Below are 23,585 nucleotides of genomic sequence, written 5' to 3'. Positions count from 1 at the left end.
CGGTCATCCCGACAGGTTGAAGTTGCCGGACTGCCCGTAGACGGACAGCGAGATCATCAGGCACACGAAGGCGGTGACGATCATCGACGACCGCACCGACCGACCCACCGCTTCCCCGACGCCCGCCGGACCACCCGTGGCGGTGAAGCCGTAGTACGTGTGCACGACCATCACCCCGGCCGCCATGGTCAACGCCGCCAGGAACGACCAGAACAGGTCGGTGGGGCGCAAAAAGGTGGCGAAGTAATGCTCGTAGACGCCTCGTGACTGCCCGTAGACATAGATCGTGAGGAACTTCGCCGCAATGAAGGACATCAGCACGGCGACCGCGTAGAGCGGGACGACGACCAGGATGCCGGCGATGATCCGGGTGGATGCCAGGTAGGTGACCGCGCGAATGCCCATGACTTCCAGCGCATCGATCTCCTCGTTGATGCGCATCGCGCCCAGCTGTGCGGTCGCACCCGCACCGATCGTGGCGGCCAGTGCCAGACCGGCGGTGCAGGGTGCGATCATCCGAACATTCAAAAACGCCGAGAGGAAGCCGGTCAGCGCTTCGACCCCGATGTTGGACAGCGTGTCGTAGCCTTGTACCGCGACCAGGGCGCCGGTGGTCAGTGTGAGAAACCCGATGATGCCGACCGTGCCCCCGATGACGGCCAACGCCCCTGTGCCCATTCCCATCTCGGCGATCAGGCGCAGCAGTTCGTTCGGGTAACGCCGTATCGCATCGACGGTGGCGGTCAGGGATTGCCCGTAGAACGCGGTCTGTTCGCCCAGCTTCCGGGTGGAATCCGCGAGGCGGGGGCCGACGGTGACAAACCATGACGGCTCGCGTGCGGCATCGGTCACTTGGCCGTCACCTTCACGCCGAGCGCGGTGGTCAGGATGTTGATGAAGAACAACGCCATGAACGAGAAGACCACCGTTTCGTTCACCGCGTTGCCAACGCCGGTCGGGCCGCCGCCCACCGACAAGCCCTTGTAGCAGGCGATCAGGCCGGCGGACAGCCCGAACAGCGTCGCCTTGATCAGCGAGATCACCACCTGCGGCAGCCCGGTGACCAGAGTCATTCCGGCGACGAACGCGCCGGGCGTGACGTGCTGGACGAAGACCACGAAGATGTAGCTGCCGGTCAGCCCGGTGACGGCCACCACCGAGTACAGCAGAACCGCGACGAACGTCGCCGCGATGATGCGCGGAACCACCAGTGCCTGAATGGGATTGACGCCAATCACCTTCATCGCGTCGATTTCCTCTCGGATGGTGCGAGCGCCCAGGTCCGCGCACATGGCCGTTGACCCGGCGCCCGAGACGACCATCGCCGTGACAACCGGTCCAACCTGGGTCACCGAGGCCAGCCCGGCGCCGGCACCGGAAAGGTCGCCCGCGCCGATCTCGACCAGCAGGATGTTGAGGACGAACACGATGAGCACTGTGTAGGGGATCGACAACATGATGGTCGGGAAAATGGAAACGCGGGCGACAAACCAAATCTGCTCGAGAACTTCGCGCCACGCCCACGGGCCGCGCACCGCCGCCACCAACGCCTCGGCGCTGAGCAGAAAGAATTGACCCAGCGCGTTCATGGGCCGCGCGAGGGTCGCCGCGTTCACGCTGCTGGTCCGACCCAACGGCGGTCTTTGACTCAACCCGACCCCCATTTTCGTAACAGCGTTTATACGTTCGTAATTCGCTGCCTCAAAGCAAACGGCACTGTTTACCTACGCCGCGTCCGTTCGAGCGCATTAGTTGAGGGAATGTACGGGCAAAACGATGCCCGGTGTCAGGTTTGCAATCAATCAGAAGAAATGTGGGAAGCGCCGCTTGGCCTCATCCGATGTCGCGATCGCCCACGGCGATCGGCAGGCCACCGGCCTGTGTGATTAGTTGGCCCCGGCCTGACGCAGCGGCCCCCGCAGCAGCGGCCGGCGGTACGGACCGAGGCCCGACCGGTGGGGCACGCAGGCGACGTGGCCGACCCGCCGGAAAGACAGGGGATTCGCGCGAAAGTGGTTGCGACGCATCGTCTCTCAGTGCAACACGACCTGAGCCGCGTGCGCGGCTTTCCGTTCGCCCCGAAACCAGATGAGCACCCACGGCCACCGTCCCGTTCGGCTGTCGTCGCTGAAAGCCACAGTTCGGGCAAGACCGCTTACACGCAAGGGTTTCCTTCAGCCCGACCCTAAGCGCGCTAGCCCGCATAAGATTCGAGCATTCTGGATACACTCTGCCGGTGACCGATAGGCCGTCGTCGTACCTGGTGTTGGCGTCGCAGCGCAGCGGCAGCACGCTGCTGGTCGAGTCGCTGCGTGCCACCGGCGTGGCCGGCGAGCCGCAGGAGTTCTTCCAGTACCTGCCGTCCACCAGCCAGTCCCCGCAGCCACGGGAATGGTTCGCCGGCGTCGAGGACGAGTCGATCCTGAGCCTGCTCGACCCGCTGGACGTCGGGACGCCCGACCTGGCGCCGCCCGAGATCTGGCGGGCTTACATCCGCACGGTCGGGCGGACCCCGAACGGGGTGTGGGGCGGCAAGCTGATGTGGAACCAGACGCCGCTGCTGCTGGACCGTGCGAAGAACCTGCCGGACCGTAGTGGGGAGGGCCTGCTGGCGGCGATCACCGATGTGGTCGGCGAGCAACCGCTGCTGATTCACGTCTACCGGCCCGATGTGATCTCGCAGGCGGTGTCGTTCTGGCGGGCGGTGCAGACCCGGGTCTGGCGCGGCCGGCCCGACCCGGTCCGGGACGCGCGCGCCACCTATCACCCCGGGGCGATCGCCCACGTCGTCACCATGCTGCGCGCGCAAGAAGAGGGCTGGCGAAACTGGTTCGCCGAAGAACACATCGAGCCCATGGACATCTCGTATCCGGTGTTGTGGCGCAACCTGACTCAGGTGGTGGCGTCCATCCTCGAGGCGTTGGGGCTGGATCCACAATTGGCGCCCGAACCGGTGCTGGAGCGCCAGGCCGACCATCGCTCCGACGAATGGGTGGACCGCTACCGGACCGATGCCGAGAAGTACGGCCTGCCAACCTGATCGACCGGCCGAGCTAGATTCAGCCCGAGCCAATCACTTGGATGTGGCGCCCGCGGACGCCACAGTCGACGGATGCGGCTGAAAGACGCCGCCATACGCGCTTGAGGAGCGATCATCGTGGGTGAAGGCGTGCCAACTGACGGCAAGGACCCCGACGCCCCGCACGGGCCGGCTTGGGCGGCCCGGCTCGGTTCGGTGTCGGTGGACTGGTGGGCGACGGCGGTGGCCGGTGTGATCGTCGCGTTGGCCGTGGCCGACGTGCTCCCGAGGATCCCGTGGTGACCGGCGTGAGCGTCCGGGTAGAACCCGACGAAACGTCGACGGAGGCCACCTTCACCAGCGCCCGTCCCCTGGATTATGTGCCCGGCATTCTGCTTCTGATCGGCGTGGGGGTGCTGGGCAAATATGCCCAGATCTGGTGGAACACGCTGGCCAAGCATCAGCACTGGACCGTGCCCGACATCGAATATGTGTTGTGGGCGATCGTGATCGGGCTGCTGATCACCAACACCATCGGGTTGCACCCGATATTCCGCCCCGGCGTGCTGACCTATGAATTCTGGCTCAAGGCCGGGATCGTGGCGCTCGGTTCGCGATTCGTGCTGGGCGACATCGCGAAACTCGGTGGGATCAGCCTGGTGCAAATCCTGGTGGACATGACCATTGCCGGGACGATCATCATCGTTGTGGCCCGCGCGTTCGGGTTGTCGGGCAAGCTCGGCTCGCTGTTGGCCATCGGCACGTCCATCTGCGGGGTGTCGGCCATCGTGGCGGCCAAGGGGGCGATCCGCGCTCGCAACTCCGATGTCGGCTACGCGATCGCGGCGATCCTGGCCCTGGGCGCGGTGTCGCTGTTCGTCTTGCCGCCCTTGGGGCACGCGATCGGCCTGACCGACCACGAATTCGGTTTGTGGGCGGGGCTTTCCGTGGACAACACCGCCGAAACCACCGCCACGGGATATTTGTACTACGACCATGCCGGCAAGATCGCGGTGCTGGTGAAGTCGACCCGTAACGCGCTGATCGGCTTCGTCGTGCTCGGTTTCGCGCTGTTTTGGGCCGCGCGAGGGGAAGCCGACGAGATCGCCCGGGGCGCCAAGGCCAAGGCCGCGTTCATCTGGAGCAAGTTCCCGAAGTTTGTGCTCGGCTTCCTGGTGGTCTCGGCGATCGCCACCGCGGGCTGGCTGAGCAAGGGCCAAGCCGCCAACCTCGCCAACGTCTCGAAGTGGGCATTCCTGCTGACCTTCGCCGGTGTGGGACTGAACACCGACATTCGTCAGATCGCGCGCACCGGGTGGCGGCCGTTGGTCGTCGCGGTCATCGGGTTAACCGTCGTCGCCACCGTCTCCCTGGGCATCGTGCTGCTGACGTCGCGCGTATTCGGTTGGGGCGCAGGCCCTTAGGGGTTCAGCGCCCCATCCGCATCACGCCATTCGCCCGGGCAGCCGGCAAGCGAGCCGCTTCAGCCGACGTCGGTGCCGCCCTCGGCGATCCGGCGCACCGCCTTGAGGAAAACGTCGATCTCTTCGAACGTGTTGTAGAAGGCGAACGACGGACGAACGGTGGCCTCTAGGCCCAACCGCCGCAGGGCAGGCTGCGCGCAGTGATGACCGGCGCGCACCGCGATGCCCTCGGCGTTGAGCGCCTTGCCCACCTCGAGCGGCTCGTGACCGGCAAGCACGAAGGACAGCACGCTGGCCTTCTCCTCGGCGGTACCCACCAGGCGCACACCCGGAATGTCGGCCAGCCGCGGTGTCGCGTACTCGAGCAATGCGTGTTCGTAGGCGGCGATCCGCTCGACGCCCAACCGTTGCACATAGCGCAGTGCCTCGGTCAGCCCGACCGCGTCGGCGATGTTGCCGGTGCCGGCCTCGAACTTGGTCGGCGGTCCCTGGTACAGCGACCGGTCCAGCGTGACGTCGGCGATCATGTGGCCGCCGCCCTGCCACGGTGGTGTTTCGATCAGCGCCTCCTCGGTGCCGTAGAGCGCACCGATCCCGGTCGGGCCGTAAATCTTGTGTCCGGAGAACACGAAAAAGTCCGCGCCCAGTTCGGCGACGCTGATCGGTATGTGCTGAATCGACTGAGCGCCATCGATCAGCACCCTGGCGCCGTAGCGGTGGCCCAGCTCGACGATCTTGTCCACCGGGACCACCGTGCCCAACGCGTTGGACACCTGACTTGCCGCGACCAGCTTGGTCCGCGGACCGAGTAGATCCTCGAACTCGTTCAGCAACAGGTTGCCCGCATCATCGATCGGGGCCACCTTCAGGATCGCGCCCGTTTTCTGCGAAATAAGCTGCCAAGGAACGATATTGGCGTGGTGCTCCAGGTGCGTGATGACGATCTCGTCACCGGGCTGCAGATGCTTGCCACCCCATGCGTGTGCCACCAGGTTGATCGCCTCGGTGGTGCCGCGCACGAACACGATGTTTTCGGAGCTCGGCGCGCCGATGAAATCGGCGACGGTGTCGCGAGCCTCCTCGTAGGCGTCGGTGGCCCGGGCGGCCAATTCGTGCGCGGCGCGGTGGATATTCGAGTTCTCGTGAGCGTAGAAGTGGGACAACCGATCGATCACAACCTGCGGCTTTTGGGTGGTCGCCGCGTTGTCGAACCAGATGAGCGGCTTGCCGTTGACGATCTCCTTCAGGATCGGGAAGTCCGCCCGGATCGCGTTGACATCGAATATTTCGTGCTCGTCGGAAAGCTTCGGCACGGGAGCGGAGACGGTCAGGAAGTGGTAGTCCCCGTCGTCACCAACCGGTGCGTTCGGCGCCGACACGGGCGCGTCAGACCAGCCCAGATCGGTGACGGCCGGCACATCGGGCAGCCACGACGGTGCCGAACCGCGCGAGCCGGTGGGCACGGCCGTTGTCGTCCCGGCCAGCGCGCCGGGCACCGTGGGCACGATACCGCCGGGCACCGCGAACGCGCCCGGCGCGCCGCCAAACCATGGGGCCGCGGCCGCCGTCGCCGTTTCGGGCGCTCCCCCGCGCGGGGCCACCGGCACCGTCTGTGGCGGGGTTTCGGGTCGGCCCGATGTCGGAGTCGGAAGATAAATATCGGAGAAATTCAGCTGCGGAACCGGCGACGGGTACAGGTCCGCCGCCCCTGCGGCCGCCGGACCGGGCGAGGTCACCGCGGTGGCGTCCGGGATGCTACCGCGCGGGGCGACCGGCACGGTCTGCGGCAGGGCTTCCGGCGCGCTTGACGTGGAAACCGGAACATAGACATTGGGGCCGCCGACCAGCGGGGTCGGTTCGGGATAGACGTCGGCCGTGCCGGACGCCGACTGCCCGGCCGAGGTCGCCACCGTTGCATCCGGCACGCCGCCGCGCGGCGCGGCCGGCGCCGACTGCGCTGGACTGTCCAGACCCGGCCGAATGCTGGCCGCATACAGCTGACTGGCCAGTGCGGCAAGTTCCGCGGCGCTAATCGGCAGGTCGCTTTCGGCGTCTACCGCTCGGTACTCACCTGTACTCATGGAACTGGTCCACAGCGACGTCGTCGAGCACGGCGAGCGCGTCGTCGGTCAGGACGGCCAGGGACGTATACAGCGTGACAAGGTAAGTCGCGATTGCTGACTGGTTGATGCCGGTGAACCGCACCGACAACCCCGGCGCCTGCTCCCCGACCAGGCCGGGCTGGAAGAGGCCGACCACACCCTGACGCTCCTCGCCGGTGCGCACCAGGATGAACTTGGTCTTGCCGTCCTGCACCGGAACCTTGTCCGACGGGATCAGCGGAATCCCGCGCCAGGTGATGAACTGCGCACCCAACAGGCTCACCACCGGCGGCGGCACCCCCCGGTAGGTGGCTTCCCGGCCGAAAGCGGCGATACCCAGCGGATGGGTGAGGAAGAAGCTGGGCGTTTTCCATACCTTGGTGATGAGCGCGTCAAGGTCATCGGGCGCGGGGGCGCCGGCGAGCGTCTGGATGGTCTGCTCGGGCGTGGCCTGTGCCAACAGCCCGTACTCGGGGCTGTTGATCAGCTCGAACTCTTGACGTTCCTTGATCGTCTCGATGGTCAGCCGCAGCTGCTGGGCGATCTGGTCGTGCGGGCTCGAGTAGAGGTCAGACACGCGGGTGTGGATGTCGACCAAGGTCGAGATGCTGCGCAGCGTGTATTCGCGCGGACTGGTCTCGTAGTCGACATAGGTCTCGGGCAGCGGCTCGTCGGTGCCGGCGCCCGTTTCGGTCTTGATCGCGACCTGCTCGGGGTTGACTACGCGATTCACGCGGTAGATACCGGCCTCGACCGCGACCCAGCCGAGCAGGTGCAGGAGCCAGCGCGGCGTGATCGTCGAAAGCTGGGGGACAGTCTTGGTCGCGTTAGCTAGTTGCCGGGCAGCGAGGTCGCCAAGTGTCTGAGACTCGTTTTGAGCCGACGTCATTGAGGGTCCTTTCTTGCGTGAACTGCGGCCGGGATCCGGCGAATCTATCGTCCCCCAATAGAAACGGATTCGCGCGCCGAGCCTAGGCAAGCTTTGGGCCAGGTCAGAAGATTTAGAGCGCGGATGAGCGAAAACGAGTCGAGCTGCCGATGCCCTATAGTGGGGACATGCAACACCCCGCACAGGAGTGCCTTGTCCCGTCGCGCTGCGTCGGCGTGGACTGTTGTTGCTGTTGTTGTTGATTTCCTGAGCCCTTTGACGCTGTAGAAATCCCCGCGCTAGCCCATCCCGGGGCGGTACGGCCGAGTCTGCCCGGCGGTGTGAAGCGCAGGCCAAAAAGTTTCAGGAAGACCAGCAACCCATGACCATCTTGTTTGAGCCCAACCGTGCCCTGGCCCCAGTGGCGACCCGCCGGCGTTCGGTGGTTCGACCGGCCACCGCGCTCAACCGGATGACCCGCTACCGGGGCGGAACCTATTCCCACACCGTCGACCGGGTCGTGTTCACCGACGGCAGCTGGGCGCGCACCGACCTGATCAGACTCAACCCGAACGTGCACGCCTACTCCCTGGATTTCACCGGCATCGCACCGCAGCACCCCTCGCGCTACCGCGTCGACACCTGGGCTGCACTGCCACATCTGCGCGCGTCCGACCACGAAGCCACGGTCGACTGGATCCTGCGGAACTCCTTTCCAATGTGCTCCACCGCCGAACTGAGCCGCCAAGTGCGCGAAGCGCGTTATCCGCTCGGACCGGGCAACATCAACGAGCACGAGGCGATCGCCGCGACTCAGGCCGCAATCTGGTTCTTCACCAATGGCCTGGCGCTGGACACCCGGCCGCTCAACGTGCCCGTCGCCGTTCAGCGAAAGCCCGGGCAGGTGATTACCTTCGAGTTCGACGGCGCACCTCAGCTCGGCGGCTACTCCGTGTCGACCGCCTCGACCGGGTGCGTCACGGTGAAGCTGCAAAAATCAGTCAACGGCGTTGCCTGGCACGATGTTTCGGGATCGGAGCTGTCCGTGGGCCCCGGCCGGGGCCGCTTCCAACGCAGCTTGGGCGAGGGCAGCACACTGTCGTCGAGCAGCCATGGCCGTGGCGGACGCGGGTACCGCTACTACCGGCTGGTCGCCGCACCCTGCGACGGGGATATCTCCCGAATCGAGCACGTCAGCTTCCGGCTCACCGGTGCCCGCCACTACCGCAACGCCGACAGGGTCGTGCATCTGTACAACTACCTGCTCACGCAGGCACAAAAGTTCGCTCACCAGGCCGACGAAGCCGTGCTGGTCGACCAGCACGCCGTAGCGGATTCGGGGCTCGTCGGGCCGTTCCAGGTGCGAATTCCGCTGAACCTCTGCGCCACCGACGGTCACCAGCTGGTGGACGCGGACGGCTTCGCGTTCGGCGAGGCGATCAAACCCGGCACAGATTTCTATATTCGTCAGGCGCCGGGCACCTCGGGAATAACGCTCACCGCGAAAACGGTTGGCGATCTGCATGGACGGGTGCTCACCGGGGTGGCGCTGGATGAAGCGTCGCAACGCTTTACCCCAGTAGCGCTAGCCATCCCCACCGAGATGAACATAGAGTTCGATATTAGCTGGCAGGCGGATGAGGCCTGGTCCTACGTCGTTGGAGACAAAAGATAGATGAGCATCGCGGAGAACGTCACGGAATTGATCGGTAACACCCCGCTGGTCCGGCTGAACCGGGTCACCGAAGGTGCGGTCGCCGACGTCGTCGCCAAGCTGGAATTCTTCAACCCGGGAAACAGTGTCAAGGACCGCATCGGAGTCGCGATGATCGACGCGGCCGAACAGGCCGGCCTGATCAAACCGGACACCATCATCCTCGAGCCGACAAGCGGGAACACCGGCATCGCCCTGGCGCTGGTGGCCGCGGCCCGCGGTTACCGCTGCGTGCTGACCATGCCGGAGACCATGAGCGTCGAGCGGCGAATGTTGTTGCGCGCCTTAGGAGCCGAGATCGTCTTGACCCCGGGCGCCGAGGGGATGCCGGGCGCTATCGCCAAGGCCGAGGAGCTGGCCAAGAGCGACCAACGCTACTTCGTGCCACAGCAGTTCGAGAACAAGGCGAACCCCGCGATCCACCGCAAAACCACCGCGGAGGAGGTGTGGCGCGACACCGACGGCAAGATCGACATCTTCGTTGCCGGAGTCGGCACCGGCGGCACCATCACCGGCGTGGCCCAGGTAATCAAGGAGCGCAAGCCCTCGGCGCAGTTCATCGCCGTGGAACCGGCCGGGTCGCCGGTGTTGTCCGGCGGGCAGAAGGGACCGCACCCCATCCAGGGCCTGGGCGCCGGGTTTGTCCCGCCGGTGCTCGCGATGGATCTGGTCGACGAGGTGATCGCCGTCGGCAACGAGGAGTCCATCACCCTGGCCCGGCGGCTGGCCGCCGAGGAGGGACTGTTGGTCGGTATCTCGTCGGGGGCGGCGGTCGTCGCCGCGCTGCAGGTGGCGCGCCGGCCCGAGAACGCCGGAAAGCTCGTCGTCGTGGTGTTACCCGACTTCGGCGAGCGGTACCTCAGCACGCCATTATTCGCCGACCTGGCCGATTAGCCATGCTCGAAGCCATCCGTCGTGACATACGAGCGGCCCGGGAGCGGGATCCAGCCCTCCCGACCACGTTGCAGGTGATCTTTGCCTACCCCGGCGTGCACGCCATCTGGTGCCACCGCATCAACCACTGGCTGTGGAACCGCGGCGCAAGGCTAATCGCGCGTATCACCGCCGAGATCACCCGGATTCTGACCGGCGTCGAGATCCATCCCGGCGCCGTCTTGGGCCCCGGTCTTTTCATCGACCACGCGACCGGAGTGGTGATCGGTGAGACCGCCGAGGTGGGAGAGGACGTGACCCTTTACCACGGCGTCACCCTCGGAGGCAGCGGCAGGGACGTCGGAAAGCGACACCCGACGATCGGTGATCGGGTGATTATCGGCGCCGGAGCGAAGATCCTGGGCGCCATCAAGGTGGGCGACGACAGCCGCATCGGCGCCAACGCCGTGGTGGTCAAAGAGGTTCCGTCGAGCTCAGTGGTCATCGGCGTGCCCGGCCAGGTCATCAGCCGCAGCCGCCCCGGCAGCCCGGACGACTCGATGATGCCCGACCTCGTCGGCGTCAGCCTTCAGTCGCTGCTGACCCGCGTGACCAAGCTCGAAGCCCGGGCGGACGGCGCCCAGGCCAATCACGTCATCCGGCCGCCCGAAGCCGGTGTGTGGCACGGCGAGGACTTCTCCATCTGAAAGACGGTGGCGTTCAGCCGAAGACGGTTCGGCGACCCGAATTCGCCACGCTGCACCGAACTCGCATCGCCGCTTTCTGACCCAGGTGAGCTCGGCGAAGTATTACTCAGCCTGAACATAACCCGATTTTGGAATGCAGCGCCGCCCGCAGCGTTGCACAGTGGGTTATGACCACGATTGCGCGACGCTGAACCGATGGTGATCATCGGGGTCAGCCCATGACCGACCTGCATCTGGCCCTGGGGCTGGACGGCTACGGTTGGCACCCCCAGGCATGGCGATACGCGTTCGCGCACAACGCGACCGGGGGCGGGCAACTCAGCGGTAGCTATTGGGCGGCGCTGGCGGGCACCGCCGAGCGTGGGCTCCTGGATTTTGTGACCATCGACGACAGCCTGGACGCGCAGCCCGGACGTCGGGCCGACATCTCGCCGCGGCGGTTGGCGGGACGCGCCGACGCCACGCTGGTGGCCGCCCGCGTCGCGCCGGCCACCCGGCACATCGGCCTGATTCCGGTGGCGACAGTCACCCATACCGAACCGTTCCACGTCTCGAAAGCCATTGCGACCGTTGACCATATTTCACATGGCCGGGCGGGCTGGCAGGTGCGGGTGAGTCCGACGGCGCACGAGGCGGCGCTGTTCGGCCGGCGGGCCGCGCCGGAAGGCGACGAGCTGTTCGAGGAGGCCGCCGACGCGGTGGAGGTGGTGCGCCGGCTCTGGCACAGCTGGGAGGACGACGCCGTCATCCGCGACGTCGCAACCGGCCGCTATATCGACCGCGACAAACTGCACTACATCGACTTCGTCGGCGAACACTTCTCGGTCAAAGGACCCTCGATTACCCCGCGGCCGCCCCAGGGCCAACCGGTGGTGGCCGCCCTGGCGCACGCGCCACGCGTCTACGAGTTCGCCGCCGCCAACGCCGACCTGGTGTTCATCACCCCGCGCGATGAGGGTTCGCTGCGCGCGATCCTGGCCGACGTCGACCACGCGGAACGCGCCGCGCGCCGGAAGCTCAAAATCTATGCCGACCTGGTGGTGTCGCTGGTCGACGATCCGGTAACCCCGGCGGCGGAGATCTCTTCCGATGCGCACGTATTCGTCGGCAGCACAGGCGATCTCGCGGACCTGCTGCTCGCCTGGCAGGACGCCGGGGTCGACGGGGTGCGGCTACGCCCCGCGGTCAACGCCCTCGATCTGCCCGGCATCGTCGACGACCTGGTGCCGCGCCTGCAGCGCGCCGGCCGATTCCGCACCGGCTACCGCGACGGCGAGACACTGCGCGAACGCCTCGGATTGCCGGCCGCCCCCAACCGCTATGCGACGGCGTCATGAGCACCACTGCCCTGTCGATCCTCGACCTCGCGCCCATCAGCGCCGGGAGCGACGCCGCGACGGCCCTGCGCAACACCATCGATCTGGCCCAGCACGCCGAGCGCTGGGGCTACCGGCGCTTCTGGCTGGCCGAACACCACTTCGTCGCGGTCGCCAGCTCGTCACCGGTGACGTTGATCGGCCAGATCGCCGCGGCCACCGAACGAATTCACGTCGGGTCGGCCGCCGTGCAGATCGGCCACACGACGGCGCTCGCCGTGGTGGAAAGCTTCGGCATCCTCGACGCGCTCTATCCCGGCCGCATCGACATGGGCCTGGGCCGGTCCGGGCAGCGGCGCAAGGAGGCGGCCGCGTCGTCTGCCCCGGCCAGGGCCGCACGCGCGCCCGCGCCGTGGCGCGACGTCGAGGGCGTCGTCATCCCCGCACCCTTCGACCAGACACCGCTGATGAAAAGCGAGCGGATCCGCGCGCAGGCTTCGGTGCTGGCGCAACCGTGCGCACAACCTCCAGACTTCGCCGATCAGCTGGCCGATATCGAAGCGATGCTGGCCGGCACCTTCAGCGTCAACGGCCATGAGCTACATGCCGTTCCCGGTGGGCACGCCCAGCTGACGCCGTGGATCTTCGGCAGCACCAACGGACAAAGCGCCGAGGTCGCCGGCGCCCGTGGGCTTCCGTTCGTCGCGAGCTACCACATCACCCCCGGCACGGCGCTGGATGCGATCACCGCCTACCGCAATGCCTTTCGCCCGTCCGCCCGGCTGGCCGAGCCGTACGTGGTGGTGTCGGCCGACGTCGTGGTCGCCGAGGACAGCGCCACCGCGCGGTACCTCGCGTCCGGTTACGGCCGGTGGGTGTATTCCATCCGCAGCGGCCACGGTGCCATCCCCTACCCCGATCCCGATTTCTGCGAGCCCTTGACCGAGGACCAGCAGGCGCTGGTGGCCGACCGCACCGCGACGCAATTCGTCGGCAACCCCGACGAGGTCGCCGACCGGCTCGAGCGGCTAAGCCGGGCCACCGGCGCCGACGAACTGGTGATCACCTCCGTGACGCACCGGCACGTCGACCGGCTGCGCTCACACGAACTGATCGCCAAACGATGGGGATTGACCGGATGACCGTTCGAGAAGCAGTCCGTCGCAAGCAAATTCACCTGGGCGCCCACTTTCCCGGGGTGAACAACACTACGGTGTGGTCGGATCCGAGCGCGGGCAGTCAAATAGCGTTCGAATCGTTTGTGCACCTTGCCAAGACCGCCGAGCGGGGATTGTTCGACTTCTTCTTTCTCGCCGAGGGTCTGCGGCTGCGCGAGCACCGCGGCAAGATCCACGACCTCGATGTCGTCGGGAGGCCCGACACCTTCACCGTGCTGGCCGCGCTCGCCGCGGTCACCGACAGGCTGGGTCTGGCCGGCACCATCAACACCACGTTCAACGAACCCTACGAGGTGGCAAGGCAATTCGCGACGCTGGACCACCTGTCCGATGGGCGTTCGGCCTGGAATATGGTCACCTCCTCCGACGCGTTCACCGGGGAGAACTTCCGCCGCGGCGGATTTCTCGCCCACGCCGACCGCTACCACCGGGCCGAGGAATTCATCACCGTGGCGCGGCGGTTCTGGGACAGCTGGGCGCCCGATGCCGTCGTCGCCGACGTCGACGCCGGAACCTATGCCGACCCGGCCCGCATCGGCGTCGTCGAGCACCACGGTCCGCAATTCGACGTCCGTGGCGTCGCCTCCCTGCCCGCGGGGCCGCAGGGCCACCCCGTGCTGCTGCAGGCCGGGGACTCCGACGACGGCCGTGACTTCGGCGCCAGGCACGCCGATGCCCTGTTCACCTTGCACGGGTCGCTCGAGGCCGGTCAGCGCTACTACAGCGACGTGAAGAGCCGCGCCGCGGCCTATGGGCGAGACCCCGACCAACTCAAGGTTCTGCCCGGCGCAACGTTCGCGCTCGGAGACACCCCCGCCGAGGCGCACGACAATGCACGTCACATCCGCGAGCAGCAGGTCAGCGGCCCGACTGCGATCGCGTTCCTCGAACAGGTGTGGGGCGTGGACCTGTCGGCCTACGACCCCGACGGTCCGCTGCCCGACGTCGATCCCGTCGAGAACCCGAACATCACCCGAGGACGGGTCCGGCACGGCGACCCCAAGACGGTCGCCGAAACCTGGCGTGCCCGAGCGGAAGCCGAGAACCTGTCGATCCGCGAGCTGATCATCGAGGTGACCAGCCGCCAGCAGTTCGTCGGGACGCCGGGGCAGGTTGCCGCGGAGATCGATCGGTACGTGCAGTCGGATGCCTGCGACGGCTTCATCCTGGTGCCGCACCTGACGCCGCACGGGCTCGACGAGTTCGTCGACAAGGTGGTGCCGCTGCTGCAGGAGCGCGGTAGCTTCCGCACCGAATACCGCGGCCGCACGCTGCGCGACCATCTGGGCTTGTCGCCGGCGCCGGGGCTGGCCGGGCGCCCGGCCGGCGTCGAGCGCCTCGAAGGCCGGCGCGCTACAGGCTGAGACTAAAAGAAGTGCTCCCCCGCCTGGACTCGAACCAGGAACCCTTCGGTTAACAGCCGAATGCTCTGCCAATTGAGCTACAGGGGACTAACCCGATCGCGGGACGACTCTAGCGTACTGGCACGACCGCACCCAACTGGCGTTGGACCACCCAGCGGCCACCCTTTAGACCGGGGCGATCGCAAGCGCGGCGGAGCCGGGCGCGGCGGGTCGCCCCCAATTAGACCGGGGCGATCGCAAGCGCGGCGGAGCCGGGCGCGGCGGGTCGCCCCCAATTAGACCGGGATCGACCGCGCGGGCGCTCCGGCCGGTGAGGCAGGATGGAGCCATCGATAGTCGGGAGGAAAGTTTTGATCCGGTATGTCGTGGTGCTTGGGCTGGGATATGTGCTGGGTTCGAAGGCCGGGCGTCGCCGATACGAGCAGCTCGTCGGCACCTATCGCGCGCTGACCAGCAGCCCGGTGGCCAAGTCGATGATCGATGGGGGGCGGCGCAAGATCGCGAATCGGATCTCGCCCGACGCCGGTTTTGTCACCCTGGCGGAGATCGACGACCAAACGGCCATCATGGAACGCGACGTCGAACACTTGGCCGACGACGTGTTGGCGCCGTCTAATCGTCGCCGTTAGCCTGCTCCAACAGGCTGCGCCGGTAAGACTCCATCGCCACCAGGTCGCCGAACAGGGCGTGATACTCGTCGCCCTGCTCGATCGGTGACATACGTTGCAGCTTGGACTTCACCTCTGCGATCTGCCGGCCCATCCATACCTCTTGCAGCCGGGCCAGCACGCCGCCGATGTAGCGCGGCAGCTTCTCCTCGTCGACCTGGATGGCCTCCACCCCCAACTCGCTGGCCAGGCCGGCGGTCAGGGGCGACGAGGCCTGCTCACGCACCGCCTCGATCCACTGCGCGCCGGTGATCCCACTCGAGGTGCCGCCGGCGCTCTCGATGGCCGCGCGGATGGCCGCGTATCCGGGATGGGTGAAGCTCTCGACCGTCAGCGTGTCGAACACCGGCCCGGCGAACGCCGGGTACTGCAGGGCGGCCTTAAGCGCCTCACGCTGCGGCCACAGCGTGGGGTCGCGTGGGTCCGGACGGCTGGCGGCCGGCTGGGCCGCGGCGGGCGGCTGCGCCCCGGGGCGGGGACCCTTGGGGCCCGGCCCGCCGCGAGCCTGGGTGTTGGACGTCTTGGCCTGGCGGCGCACGCGGTCGATGACCTGCGCGACGTCGTCCCAGCCGACCCATCCGGCGAGCTGGCGGGCGTACTCGTCGCGCAGCGTGGGATCCTTGATCTGGCTCACCATCGGCACGCAGCGGCGCAGCGCTGCGACCCGGCCCTCGGCGCTGTCCAGGTCCGTCTCGGCCAGCGCCGAACGGATCGCGAACTCGAAGAGCGGGGTTCGCCGGGCCACCAGATCGCGCAGCGCGCCGTCACCGGATTTCAGCCGCAGATCACAGGGATCCATGCCGTCCGGCGCGACGGCCACGAACGACTGCCCCGCCAGGTTCTGCTCGCCGCCGAAGGCCTTGAGCGCGGCGGCCCGCCCCGCCGCGTCACCGTCGAAAACGTAGATCAGTTCGCCGCGAAAGAAACTGTCGTCCATCATCAGCCGGCGCAGCATCGACAGGTGCTCGTCGCCGAACGCGGTGCCGCACGACGCAACCGCGGTGGTGACCCCGGCCAGATGCATCGCCATCACGTCGGTGTAGCCCTCGACGACGACGGCCTGATGCCCCTTGGCGATGTCGCGCTTGGCCAAGTTGATGCCGAACATCACGTTCGACTTCTTGTACAGCAGCGTTTCGGGCGTGTTGATGTACTTGGCTTCCATCGGATCGTCGTCGAAGAGCCGCCGGGCGCCGAAGCCGATCACCTCGCCGGCCGAACTTCGGATGGGCCACAGCAGTCGGCGATGGAAGCGGTCCATCGGTCCGTGGCGGCCCTGGCGTGACAGGCCGGCCGCCTCCAGCTCCTTGAACTCAAATCCCTTGCGCACCAGATGCTTTGTCAGCGAGTCCCAGCCCGAGGGCGCAAAGCCACAACCGAAGTGACGGGCCGCCTCGGCATCGAAGTTCCGCTCGGTCAGGTACTGCCGGGCCGGGGCGGCCTCGGCGGATTCCAGCGCCGCCGCATAGAACTCCGCCGCCGCGGCGTTGGCCGCGACGAGCCGGCTGCGACTGCCGCGGTCGCGCTGCGCGCTGGTCGCCGGGCCGGAGTAATTGATGGTGTAGCCGATCCGGTCGGCGAGCAGTTCGACGGCCTCGACGAAGCTGACGTGTTCGATCTTCTGTGTGAACGCGTAGACGTCGCCGCCCTCACCACAGCCGAAGCAATGAAAGTGGCCGTGGTTGGGGCGGACGTGAAACGACGGCGACTTCTCGTCGTGGAACGGACACAGGCCCTTGAGCGAATCGGCGCCGGCACGCCGCAATTGGACGTAGTCGCCGATGACGTCGTCGATGCGCACCCGTTCGCGGATGGCAGCGATGTCGCGATCGGGAATCCGGCCACGACCCCGGGCACGGCCATCGCCCTGCGCGCGTGAACCTGCCGGGCGTGACATCGGCTCAGTCTAAGTCGCTACGGCGGACGCTAGCCGGTCCCGATGACACCGCAGGCGACCCGATCCATGGCGTTCTCGGTGTCCTGGGCGCCGTGCAGCATCAGCGCGGTCTTGTTACCCGCCAGCAGGTCGTCCCGGGTGAACGAATCGGTGGTGGTGACCAGGTACGCCGAGCCGTCCTGCCGGACCTCGAGCGACGCCAAATCGCCACTTTCGGGCTTGCCGGTGTGTCCGGGCGCCTGGTAGTGGCCGCCGGCGGACAAGAAGTTGCCGGGCGCACCGCCGGTGGGAGCCACCGAGTTCGGCTCGCACTTGCCGATCTCGTGCACGTGCATGCCGTGGATGCCGGGCGTCAGGATGCCGGGCGCCACCGTCTTCACCGTGACGGTCACGTATCCGCCGGTGAAGTCGAACGTCGCGGTGGCCGCCGAGCGGCCATCGGGCGTCTTCAGCTCCGCGCTGAGCGAGCCGCCGGCGGGCGCCGGGGTGGTCGTCTCACCGGACGACGTCGGAGCGGCACTCTTCACCGGAGGGGTGGTGCCCGGCTGGGTGCTCGCATGCTGCGGTGAACTGCAGGCAGTCATGGCGACGACGGGAAGCCCCATCAACAAGGAGGCCACAATGGGCGAGCCGCTGAATTTCTTCATGCCGGGCAGCCTAACTCGCGGCGGCCGCTTCGATTCCCGGACCGGACGAGTTGGCGCCAATCGGTGCTTATCGGCCGGCCTGGCGGGTGTCGATCCGTTCGAGCCGACCCTCGGTATACGAGGCGATCTGGTCGACGATCACGCGCCACCGGGCGCCGTCGTCGGCGGCGGTGTTGAAGGCCGCAGCAAAGAACGGGTCCAGCGTGCGGGGCGCCCCCGCATACAGCCAGTGCGCCACCCGGTGAATGCGTTCACGCTGCCCGGCCTGGGTCTCCTGATGGCGCGGATCGGACATGATGAACTGCAGCGCCAGGATTTTCAGCAAGGCGACCTCGGCGCGCACCAGATCGGGAACCTGCAACTGGGCCCGGTAACGCACCAGCGGGCCCGGACCGGCCGCCGCACGGGTGGTGGCGATGGCGGCCGAGGCAAACCGGCCAACCAGTTCGCTGGTCAACCGCTTGAGGGCGACCGAAGCCGCGAGCGTGGCGTCATACTTGCCGACGGCGGCGACCACCGGCAGGGCGGAGAGCCGTCGCGCCGCCGCCAAGAAGTCGTCGGCGCGCACCCGGGAAAATTCCGACTCACCCAGTTTGGCCAGGGCCGCGGCCTCGTCTTCGTCGGCGAGCACCCGCAGGTCGATGCGTTGGGACACCACGCCGTCCTCGACGTCGTGCACCGAGTACGCCACATCGTCGGCCCAGTCCATGACCTGCGCTTCCAAGCACATCCGGCCCTCCGGTGCGCCCGCCCGAACCCAGGCGGCCGGCTCGCGGTCGTCGTCGTAAAACCCGAACTTGCTGGTCCGGTTTCCAAGCCCTTCGCCGCGGGGCCACGGGTACTTGGTCACCGCATCCAGCGACGCGCGTGTCAGGTTCAGCCCCGCGCTATTGCCTTGTTCGTCAAGGACTTTGGGCTCCAGGCTGGTCAAGATCCGGAAGTTCTGGGCATTGCCCTCGAAGCCGCCGTAGTGCGTCGCGACCTCGTCGAGAGCCCGTTCGCCGTTGTGACCGTAGGGCGGGTGGCCGATGTCGTGGGCCAGTCCCCCCAGCTCGACCAGGTCGGGGTCGCAGCCCAGGCCGATCGCCATCCCCCGCCCGATCTGGGCGACCTCGAGCGAGTGCGTCAGCCGGGTGCGCGGTGTGTCCCCTTCGCGGGGCCCGACCACCTGGGTCTTGTCGGCCAATCGGCGCAGCGCGGCGCTGTGCAGGACGCGCGCCCGATCCCGGGCGAAGTCGGTGCGGTGCTGACCCTCGGCGCCCGGCAGGCCCGCAGTCTTGGGCGCTTCGGCCACCCGTCGTTGACGGTCGAAGTCGTCGTAGGGGTCGTGCTGTTTCCCGCTCACCGACGCACAGTCTGCCAGGGAATGCTCGCCGAAGTATGGCTCGACGCAGGCCTACTGGCCTGCTTCGTCGCGGGGCTGTGCCTGACCGCCCCACTCCTCATCAGGCCTACTGGCCTGCTTCGCCGCGGGGCTAGATTGGCCCTATGCGTTGCACCGCTCGCCTGATCGCCGTGATCACGACGATCCTCACGGTCGGCTTCGGCGGGTGCCTGGTGACGGCGCCGACCGCCGGCGCGCAACCACCATTCCGGTTGGCCGACTACATCACCGACAACGCGGGGGCCCTGTCGGATTCGGGGCGCGCGGCGGTCACCTCCGCTCTGGGAAAGCTGTACACCGACCGCCACATCCGGCTGTGGGTGGTCTACGTCGACAACTTCTCCGGGCAAAGCGCGGCCGGGTGGGCACAGCGCACCGTGCACAGCAGCGACCTGGGTGCCTATGACGCGCTACTGGCCGTCGGCACCAACAGTCGGGAATACGCCTTCCTGGTGCCCTCCACGGTCAGGAGCGTCACCGCAAATCAGGTCGACAAGTTGCGGCGCAACAAGATCGAGCCCGCCCTGCACAATGGCGATTGGAGCGGCGCCGCCGTCGCGGCGGCGAACGGACTCGACACCTCGCCCGATTCGTCCGGCCGGGTGGCGCTGCTGGCCGTGCTGGCGGGCATTCTCGTCGCACTGGCAGTCCTGTTGCTGGTCATGCGTTATCGCCGCCGGCGCCGGCGCGCCGCGGCGTTGGCGGCGGCGCGCCGGGTCGACCCCACCGACGCCGATGCGCTGGCCGCGGTGCCACCCCAGGCACTCGACGACCTGTCCCGCGAACTGGTGGTTGACGTCGACAACGCGCTACGCACCAGCGCCAACGAATTGGACCTGGCGGTCACGGAGTTCGGCACCGACCGGACCCAGCCATTCACCCAGGCCGTGACCAACGCCAAAGCTGCTCTATCCCAAGCCTTCACGATCCGACAGCAACTCGACGACGACACGCCCGAGACGCCGGCGCAGCGCCGTGAGCTGCTCACCCAGGTGATCGTCGCGGCGGCGCGCGCCGACCGCGAACTGGAGTCACAGACCGAGGCGTTCGAGAAGCTGCGCGATCTGGTGATCAACGCCCCCACTCGGTTGGACTCACTGACACAGCAATACGTGGAACTCACCAGTCGAATCGTGCCGGCCGAACAACGACTTGCCGCGCTGCACAACGACTTCAGCGCAGCCGCACTGACTTCGGTGTCCGGCAACGTGACCGCCGCCAAAGAGCGGCTGGCGTTCGCCGATCGCAACATCACCAGCGCTCGCGAGCTTGCCGCGCATGCCGTCAGTGGGCGGCAAGCCGGTTTGGTCGACGCCGTCCGCGCCGCCGAGTCGGCACTGGGCCAGGCGCGCGCATTGCTCGACGCGGTGGACAACGCGGCCGGCGACATCCAGCACGCCATCGACGGGCTGCCGTCGGCCATGACCGACATCCAGAACGACATCGAGCGCGCGGACGAACTGCTGCGAAAGACACCGAAGGTCAAAACCGCGCGCACCGGCGATCTGGTTGCGGCGCGCGATGCCGCCATCAGGGCCGTCGAGAGCGCCCGAGCCGGCGCTTCCGACGATCCGCTCGGCGCTTTCGGTCAGCTGACCAAGGCCGACGCCGCCCTCAACGGGCTGCTGGCCACCCTCGCCCAGGAGCAGGCCGCCGCCGAGCGGCTGAACCGGTCGCTAAAGCAGGCGTTGTTCACCGCGCAGTCGCGGGTGCGTGCGGTGTCGGACTACATCGACACGCGCCGGGGCAGCATCGGTCCCGAAGCGCGCACCCGGCTTGCCGAAGCCAGGCGGCACCTCCAGGCCGCGGAGGACAAACGCTCGACGCTGCCGGCCGAGGCGATCGCACACGCCAATGCGGCGTCGACGCTGGCCGCCACCGCGCAGTCGCTGGCCAACGACGACGTGCAACTGGCCCAGCGGGGCTACCTGGGCCGCGGCGGCAGTGACATGGGGGCGATGCTCGGCGGGATCATCATCGGCAACGTGCTCAGCGGAGGCATGCGGGGCGGCTTCGGCGGCTGGAGCCCGACCTCGTTCGGTGGCAGCGCCGGTTCGTCCGGCGGCGGTTACATGGGCGGCGGCGGCCGATTCTGAGCGGCGCCCAGCGCCGCCGACCGCAGCGGCTTCGGGTCTTCGCCGGTCTCAGCCGGCTGCCGGGGAATGCGGGATCACGCCCGAGCCCCGCGACACGGTGTCGCCGTCCCACCCGCTCCACACGCCGTCCGCAACCGCGGTCGGGCGGGGAACGTCGCCCGCCTCTTCAAACGTCTCGGCGCAAGCATCCGGCTTCGGCGCCCAGTGGTCATAGTCATCCGGCGGGACTACCACGCCCCACTTCAGCGGAACCGACAGGCCACCGAGCACACCGGACTCTCCTCGAACTGCCGACACCGTGTCATCCGGCAACGGCGAACCGAGAGGCAAAAGCACCCCTGCCCCCTTCCACAGCCCTTTAGAACGTTTGGGCGCTGTGGCGAACTTATTTACACCAACCGGTTCATATCTTAAGACAGAGTGAAGAAAATATGCGGGAATTGCCAGATTTCGTTTTCCGGGCACGTGCCAGGCAACGGGCGACCGTCCCCCCGAAGCCCGCGGTGGCAGCCGCCGAAATTGCCCTCGGAAGCGACGAGCCCGAGTGGTTCGTGTTGCCGCCGGCGATCCGATGCGGCGGTTCGACTGCCAGTGAAGTTCGTGCGGCACAACGACTTTGACGGCTATGCTGAGCCGAATTCGCCGGGCTGGACCGCGTCTCAAAGGTGGCGAGGTGCTCGGTTGCAGACGGCTCGGATGGTGAACATGTTGACCGGTGGCGGGTTTTTCCAAGACCCATCGGAGGAATGGCGTGTCGCGATACCACGTTGGCGCCGCATATGCCCGCATAACCCAAAAAGCGAATTTGTCGCCCTTTGCCCACTATTCACGTCTGCAACAGCAGCACCGCCGCATTATCCCGGGCGGTTGCGCGGCACCACCTTGGGACGCGACCTGACCACCTGCGCCCTGGTCCCGCGGTCCTCGCCCTCGGGGGTCTTGTCACTCACCGGCATCGCCGTCACCGGCACATTGCTGCCCGGACCGCCGGCTCCCACCTCCGCCGTGGCCGGCGCCCCGGAGCCCACCCCCGACATCGCCGGCGTGGCGATGTACGCCGGCACCGACCCTTGCCACGCCGCGGGCACCGTCAGCGACCCGACGAACCGCGCGCCACCCAGGCCCGCCGTAGCAACGCCCAAGGCGCCCAACCCCCCACCGGTCAAGGGCTGCAGGTCCGACATGACGCTACCCGCGCTGTGCGGCGCGGCCAGGGGCGCACTGGCCGCACCGACCAAGGCCGGCGCGAGGGAGGGCGCCGGCGCGGGGGCCGCCGCCGGCGGCGCAGGCGCGGCGCTGTGGGCGAGTGTCGCCATGGGCGTCATCAGCGCGGTCGCCGGATACATTCCGGCCTGTGCCACCGTCGTCAAAGTCGCCACCGGCGTCGACGAAAGCAACGAGACGGCCGGCGAAAGGGCCCCGAACACCGACTGCAGGTCCGAGGCGAAAGCGGTACCCAGGGAGGACAGGCCCTGGAAGAACTGCGACGCCAAACTCAGGGGCGCCGTCACCAGTCCGGCCAGGCCCGACAGATCCGCGGCGGGCGCGCTACCGGCCAGCACCGCCGGCGGCACGCTGAAATCCGGCAGCGCCTGCGCCATCGATTGGGCCCCGGCGTAATAACCCAACATCGCCGCCACATCCTGCGCCCACATCTCGACGTACTCGAGCTCGGTCTGCGCGATCGCCGCCGCGTTGATGCCGAAAAAGTTTGTCGCAATCAAGACGAGCAGCCGGGCCCTGTTGGCCAGCACATCCGCCAGCGGCACCGTGGCCACCAGTGCGCCTTCGAAAGCCAGCGCCGCGATCCGCGCTTGCAAGGCCGCCACCTCCGCTTGCGCCGCCGCGATGATCAGCCATTCCACGTAGGGAGCCGCGGCCGCGGTCATCGACATCGACGACGGCCCCATCCAGGAGCCGGCGGCCAAATCCGAAACCACGGTGTGAAATGACGAGGCCGAGGACGACAGTTCAACCGCCAGCCCATCCCACGCCGAGGCCGCCTCGAACAGAGGTCCAGCCCCCGGGCCGCCAACTATCAAGGCCGAGTTGATTTCAGGAGGGAAGAACACAAACGCGGGAATCATGTGCAACCCCAACCGACCGAGTCAACGGCTCCTGCCCCCGGACCCCCGGACGGCCGTCCTCCGCCCGATGGCCATTAGCTATCTACTTATGCCCCAGTGGGATCCTAGAGCACCTGCACCGGGAAAAGCCGAACTCTTAAGCAAACCTTATTTCGCGAAATGGGGTGTCGGCGATGACGCATCACCGGCCGCGCCGGCGGCCAGACGCGTGCCGATGCAACGGGACACAACAATCTACAAG

Annotated in this window: 19 protein-coding genes, 1 tRNA gene and 1 pseudogene; 11 read left to right on the top strand and 10 right to left on the bottom strand. The window is 67.5% G+C overall.

All coding sequences use genetic code 11. The features are described 5' to 3' along the window. Window positions 1-3: 3 nt before the first annotated feature. Entirely contained in the window at window positions 4-852 is an 849-nt protein-coding gene (locus BST14_RS02505) for an ABC transporter permease (protein WP_083063006.1), read from the bottom strand. After that, window positions 849-1,616, bottom strand: a complete 768-nt coding sequence (locus BST14_RS02500) for an MlaE family ABC transporter permease (RefSeq protein ID WP_083063005.1) — start codon at window positions 1,614-1,616, stop codon at window positions 849-851. The genes BST14_RS02505 and BST14_RS02500 overlap by 4 nt, the downstream gene beginning before the upstream one ends. 620 nt (window positions 1,617-2,236) lie before the next feature. On the opposite strand from BST14_RS02500, the gene stf0 reads away from it, so the two are divergent. The 3 genes from stf0 to BST14_RS02490 all read left to right on the top strand — a co-directional run bounded on the left by stf0 (window position 2,237) and on the right by BST14_RS02490 (window position 4,443). Next, a complete protein-coding gene (gene stf0, locus BST14_RS02495) occupies window positions 2,237-3,040 on the top strand; it encodes a trehalose 2-sulfotransferase (RefSeq protein ID WP_083063004.1) in 804 nt (267 codons plus the stop codon). Between the two features lie 117 nt (window positions 3,041-3,157). Beyond that, window positions 3,158-3,322, top strand: a complete 165-nt coding sequence (locus BST14_RS30010; protein ID WP_158085844.1) for a hypothetical protein — start codon at window positions 3,158-3,160, stop codon at window positions 3,320-3,322. Then, window positions 3,316-4,443, top strand: a complete 1,128-nt coding sequence (locus tag BST14_RS02490; protein ID WP_083063003.1) for a YeiH family protein — start codon at window positions 3,316-3,318, stop codon at window positions 4,441-4,443. The genes BST14_RS30010 and BST14_RS02490 overlap by 7 nt, the downstream gene beginning before the upstream one ends. A gap of 59 nt (window positions 4,444-4,502) precedes the next feature. Here BST14_RS02490 and BST14_RS02485 read toward each other — a convergent pair whose 3' ends face one another. Then, on the bottom strand, window positions 4,503-6,524 hold the full coding sequence (locus BST14_RS02485) for a family 2A encapsulin nanocompartment cargo protein cysteine desulfurase (protein ID WP_083063002.1): 2,022 nt from the start codon (window positions 6,522-6,524) through the stop codon (window positions 4,503-4,505). Beyond that, on the bottom strand, window positions 6,511-7,434 hold the full coding sequence (locus BST14_RS02480) for a family 2A encapsulin nanocompartment shell protein (protein ID WP_083063001.1): 924 nt from the start codon (window positions 7,432-7,434) through the stop codon (window positions 6,511-6,513). Before BST14_RS02480 ends, BST14_RS02485 begins: the two co-directional genes overlap by 14 nt. 361 nt (window positions 7,435-7,795) lie before the next feature. On the opposite strand from BST14_RS02480, the gene BST14_RS02475 reads away from it, so the two are divergent. The 6 genes from BST14_RS02475 (at window position 7,796) to BST14_RS02450 (ending at window position 14,565) form a co-directional block, all read left to right on the top strand. Further along, window positions 7,796-9,088 (top strand): thioester domain-containing protein, encoded by a 1,293-nt coding sequence (locus BST14_RS02475; RefSeq protein WP_083063000.1) that lies wholly within the window; start codon window positions 7,796-7,798, stop codon window positions 9,086-9,088. After that, window positions 9,089-10,021, top strand: a complete 933-nt coding sequence (gene cysK / locus BST14_RS02470) for a cysteine synthase A (RefSeq protein WP_083062999.1) — start codon at window positions 9,089-9,091, stop codon at window positions 10,019-10,021. A gap of 2 nt (window positions 10,022-10,023) precedes the next feature. Next, on the top strand, window positions 10,024-10,707 hold the full coding sequence (gene cysE / locus BST14_RS02465) for a serine O-acetyltransferase (protein ID WP_083062998.1): 684 nt from the start codon (window positions 10,024-10,026) through the stop codon (window positions 10,705-10,707). A 218-nt stretch (window positions 10,708-10,925) separates the two neighbouring features. Beyond that, window positions 10,926-12,044 carry an LLM class flavin-dependent oxidoreductase gene (locus BST14_RS02460; protein WP_083062997.1) on the top strand — a complete coding sequence of 373 codons (1,119 nt, stop codon included), beginning with the start codon at window positions 10,926-10,928 and terminating at the stop codon, window positions 12,042-12,044. Then, a complete protein-coding gene (locus tag BST14_RS02455; protein WP_083062996.1) occupies window positions 12,041-13,165 on the top strand; it encodes an LLM class flavin-dependent oxidoreductase in 1,125 nt (374 codons plus the stop codon). The genes BST14_RS02460 and BST14_RS02455 overlap by 4 nt, the downstream gene beginning before the upstream one ends. Then, entirely contained in the window at window positions 13,162-14,565 is a 1,404-nt protein-coding gene (locus BST14_RS02450) for an NtaA/DmoA family FMN-dependent monooxygenase (RefSeq protein WP_083062995.1), read from the top strand. Before BST14_RS02455 ends, BST14_RS02450 begins: the two co-directional genes overlap by 4 nt. Window positions 14,566-14,579: 14 nt before the next feature. Here the strand turns inward: BST14_RS02450 and BST14_RS02445 are convergent. Then, window positions 14,580-14,652, bottom strand: a tRNA-Asn gene (locus BST14_RS02445). Between the two features lie 263 nt (window positions 14,653-14,915). Here BST14_RS02445 and BST14_RS02440 point away from each other — a divergent pair. Continuing rightward, window positions 14,916-15,194, top strand: a complete 279-nt coding sequence (locus BST14_RS02440) for a hypothetical protein (RefSeq protein ID WP_083062994.1) — start codon at window positions 14,916-14,918, stop codon at window positions 15,192-15,194. Here the strand turns inward: BST14_RS02440 and dnaG are convergent. From dnaG to BST14_RS02425, 3 genes are all read right to left on the bottom strand, one after another. Continuing rightward, window positions 15,178-17,130 (bottom strand): DNA primase, encoded by a 1,953-nt coding sequence (gene dnaG / locus BST14_RS02435; RefSeq protein WP_083062993.1) that lies wholly within the window; start codon window positions 17,128-17,130, stop codon window positions 15,178-15,180. The genes BST14_RS02440 and dnaG overlap by 17 nt on opposite strands. 29 nt (window positions 17,131-17,159) lie before the next feature. After that, window positions 17,160-17,777: a superoxide dismutase[Cu-Zn] gene (sodC, locus tag BST14_RS02430; RefSeq protein WP_083062992.1), complete on the bottom strand. Its 618-nt coding sequence runs from the start codon at window positions 17,775-17,777 to the stop codon at window positions 17,160-17,162. Window positions 17,778-17,844: 67 nt separating this feature from the next. Continuing rightward, complete coding sequence (locus tag BST14_RS02425) at window positions 17,845-19,122, bottom strand: deoxyguanosinetriphosphate triphosphohydrolase (protein WP_083062991.1); 1,278 nt, start codon at window positions 19,120-19,122, stop codon at window positions 17,845-17,847. A gap of 143 nt (window positions 19,123-19,265) precedes the next feature. Between BST14_RS02425 and BST14_RS02420 the strand changes: the two genes are divergently transcribed. After that, window positions 19,266-21,257: a TPM domain-containing protein gene (locus BST14_RS02420; RefSeq protein WP_083062990.1), complete on the top strand. Its 1,992-nt coding sequence runs from the start codon at window positions 19,266-19,268 to the stop codon at window positions 21,255-21,257. A 185-nt stretch (window positions 21,258-21,442) separates the two neighbouring features. Here BST14_RS02420 and BST14_RS32580 read toward each other — a convergent pair. After that, window positions 21,443-21,593 (bottom strand): annotated as a pseudogene (locus BST14_RS32580) (hypothetical protein); the annotation flags it as partial. A gap of 518 nt (window positions 21,594-22,111) precedes the next feature. Further along, window positions 22,112-23,344, bottom strand: coding sequence for a PPE family protein (locus tag BST14_RS02410; RefSeq protein ID WP_083062988.1), 1,233 nt, complete (start codon window positions 23,342-23,344; stop codon window positions 22,112-22,114). Window positions 23,345-23,585 lie beyond the last annotated feature (241 nt).

This window comes from Mycobacterium arosiense ATCC BAA-1401 = DSM 45069, assembly GCF_002086125.1.
Classification (GTDB): domain Bacteria; phylum Actinomycetota; class Actinomycetes; order Mycobacteriales; family Mycobacteriaceae; genus Mycobacterium; species Mycobacterium arosiense.
Note: the sequence above shows the minus strand (reverse complement) of the source record. Positions and strands in the feature narration are given on the sequence as shown.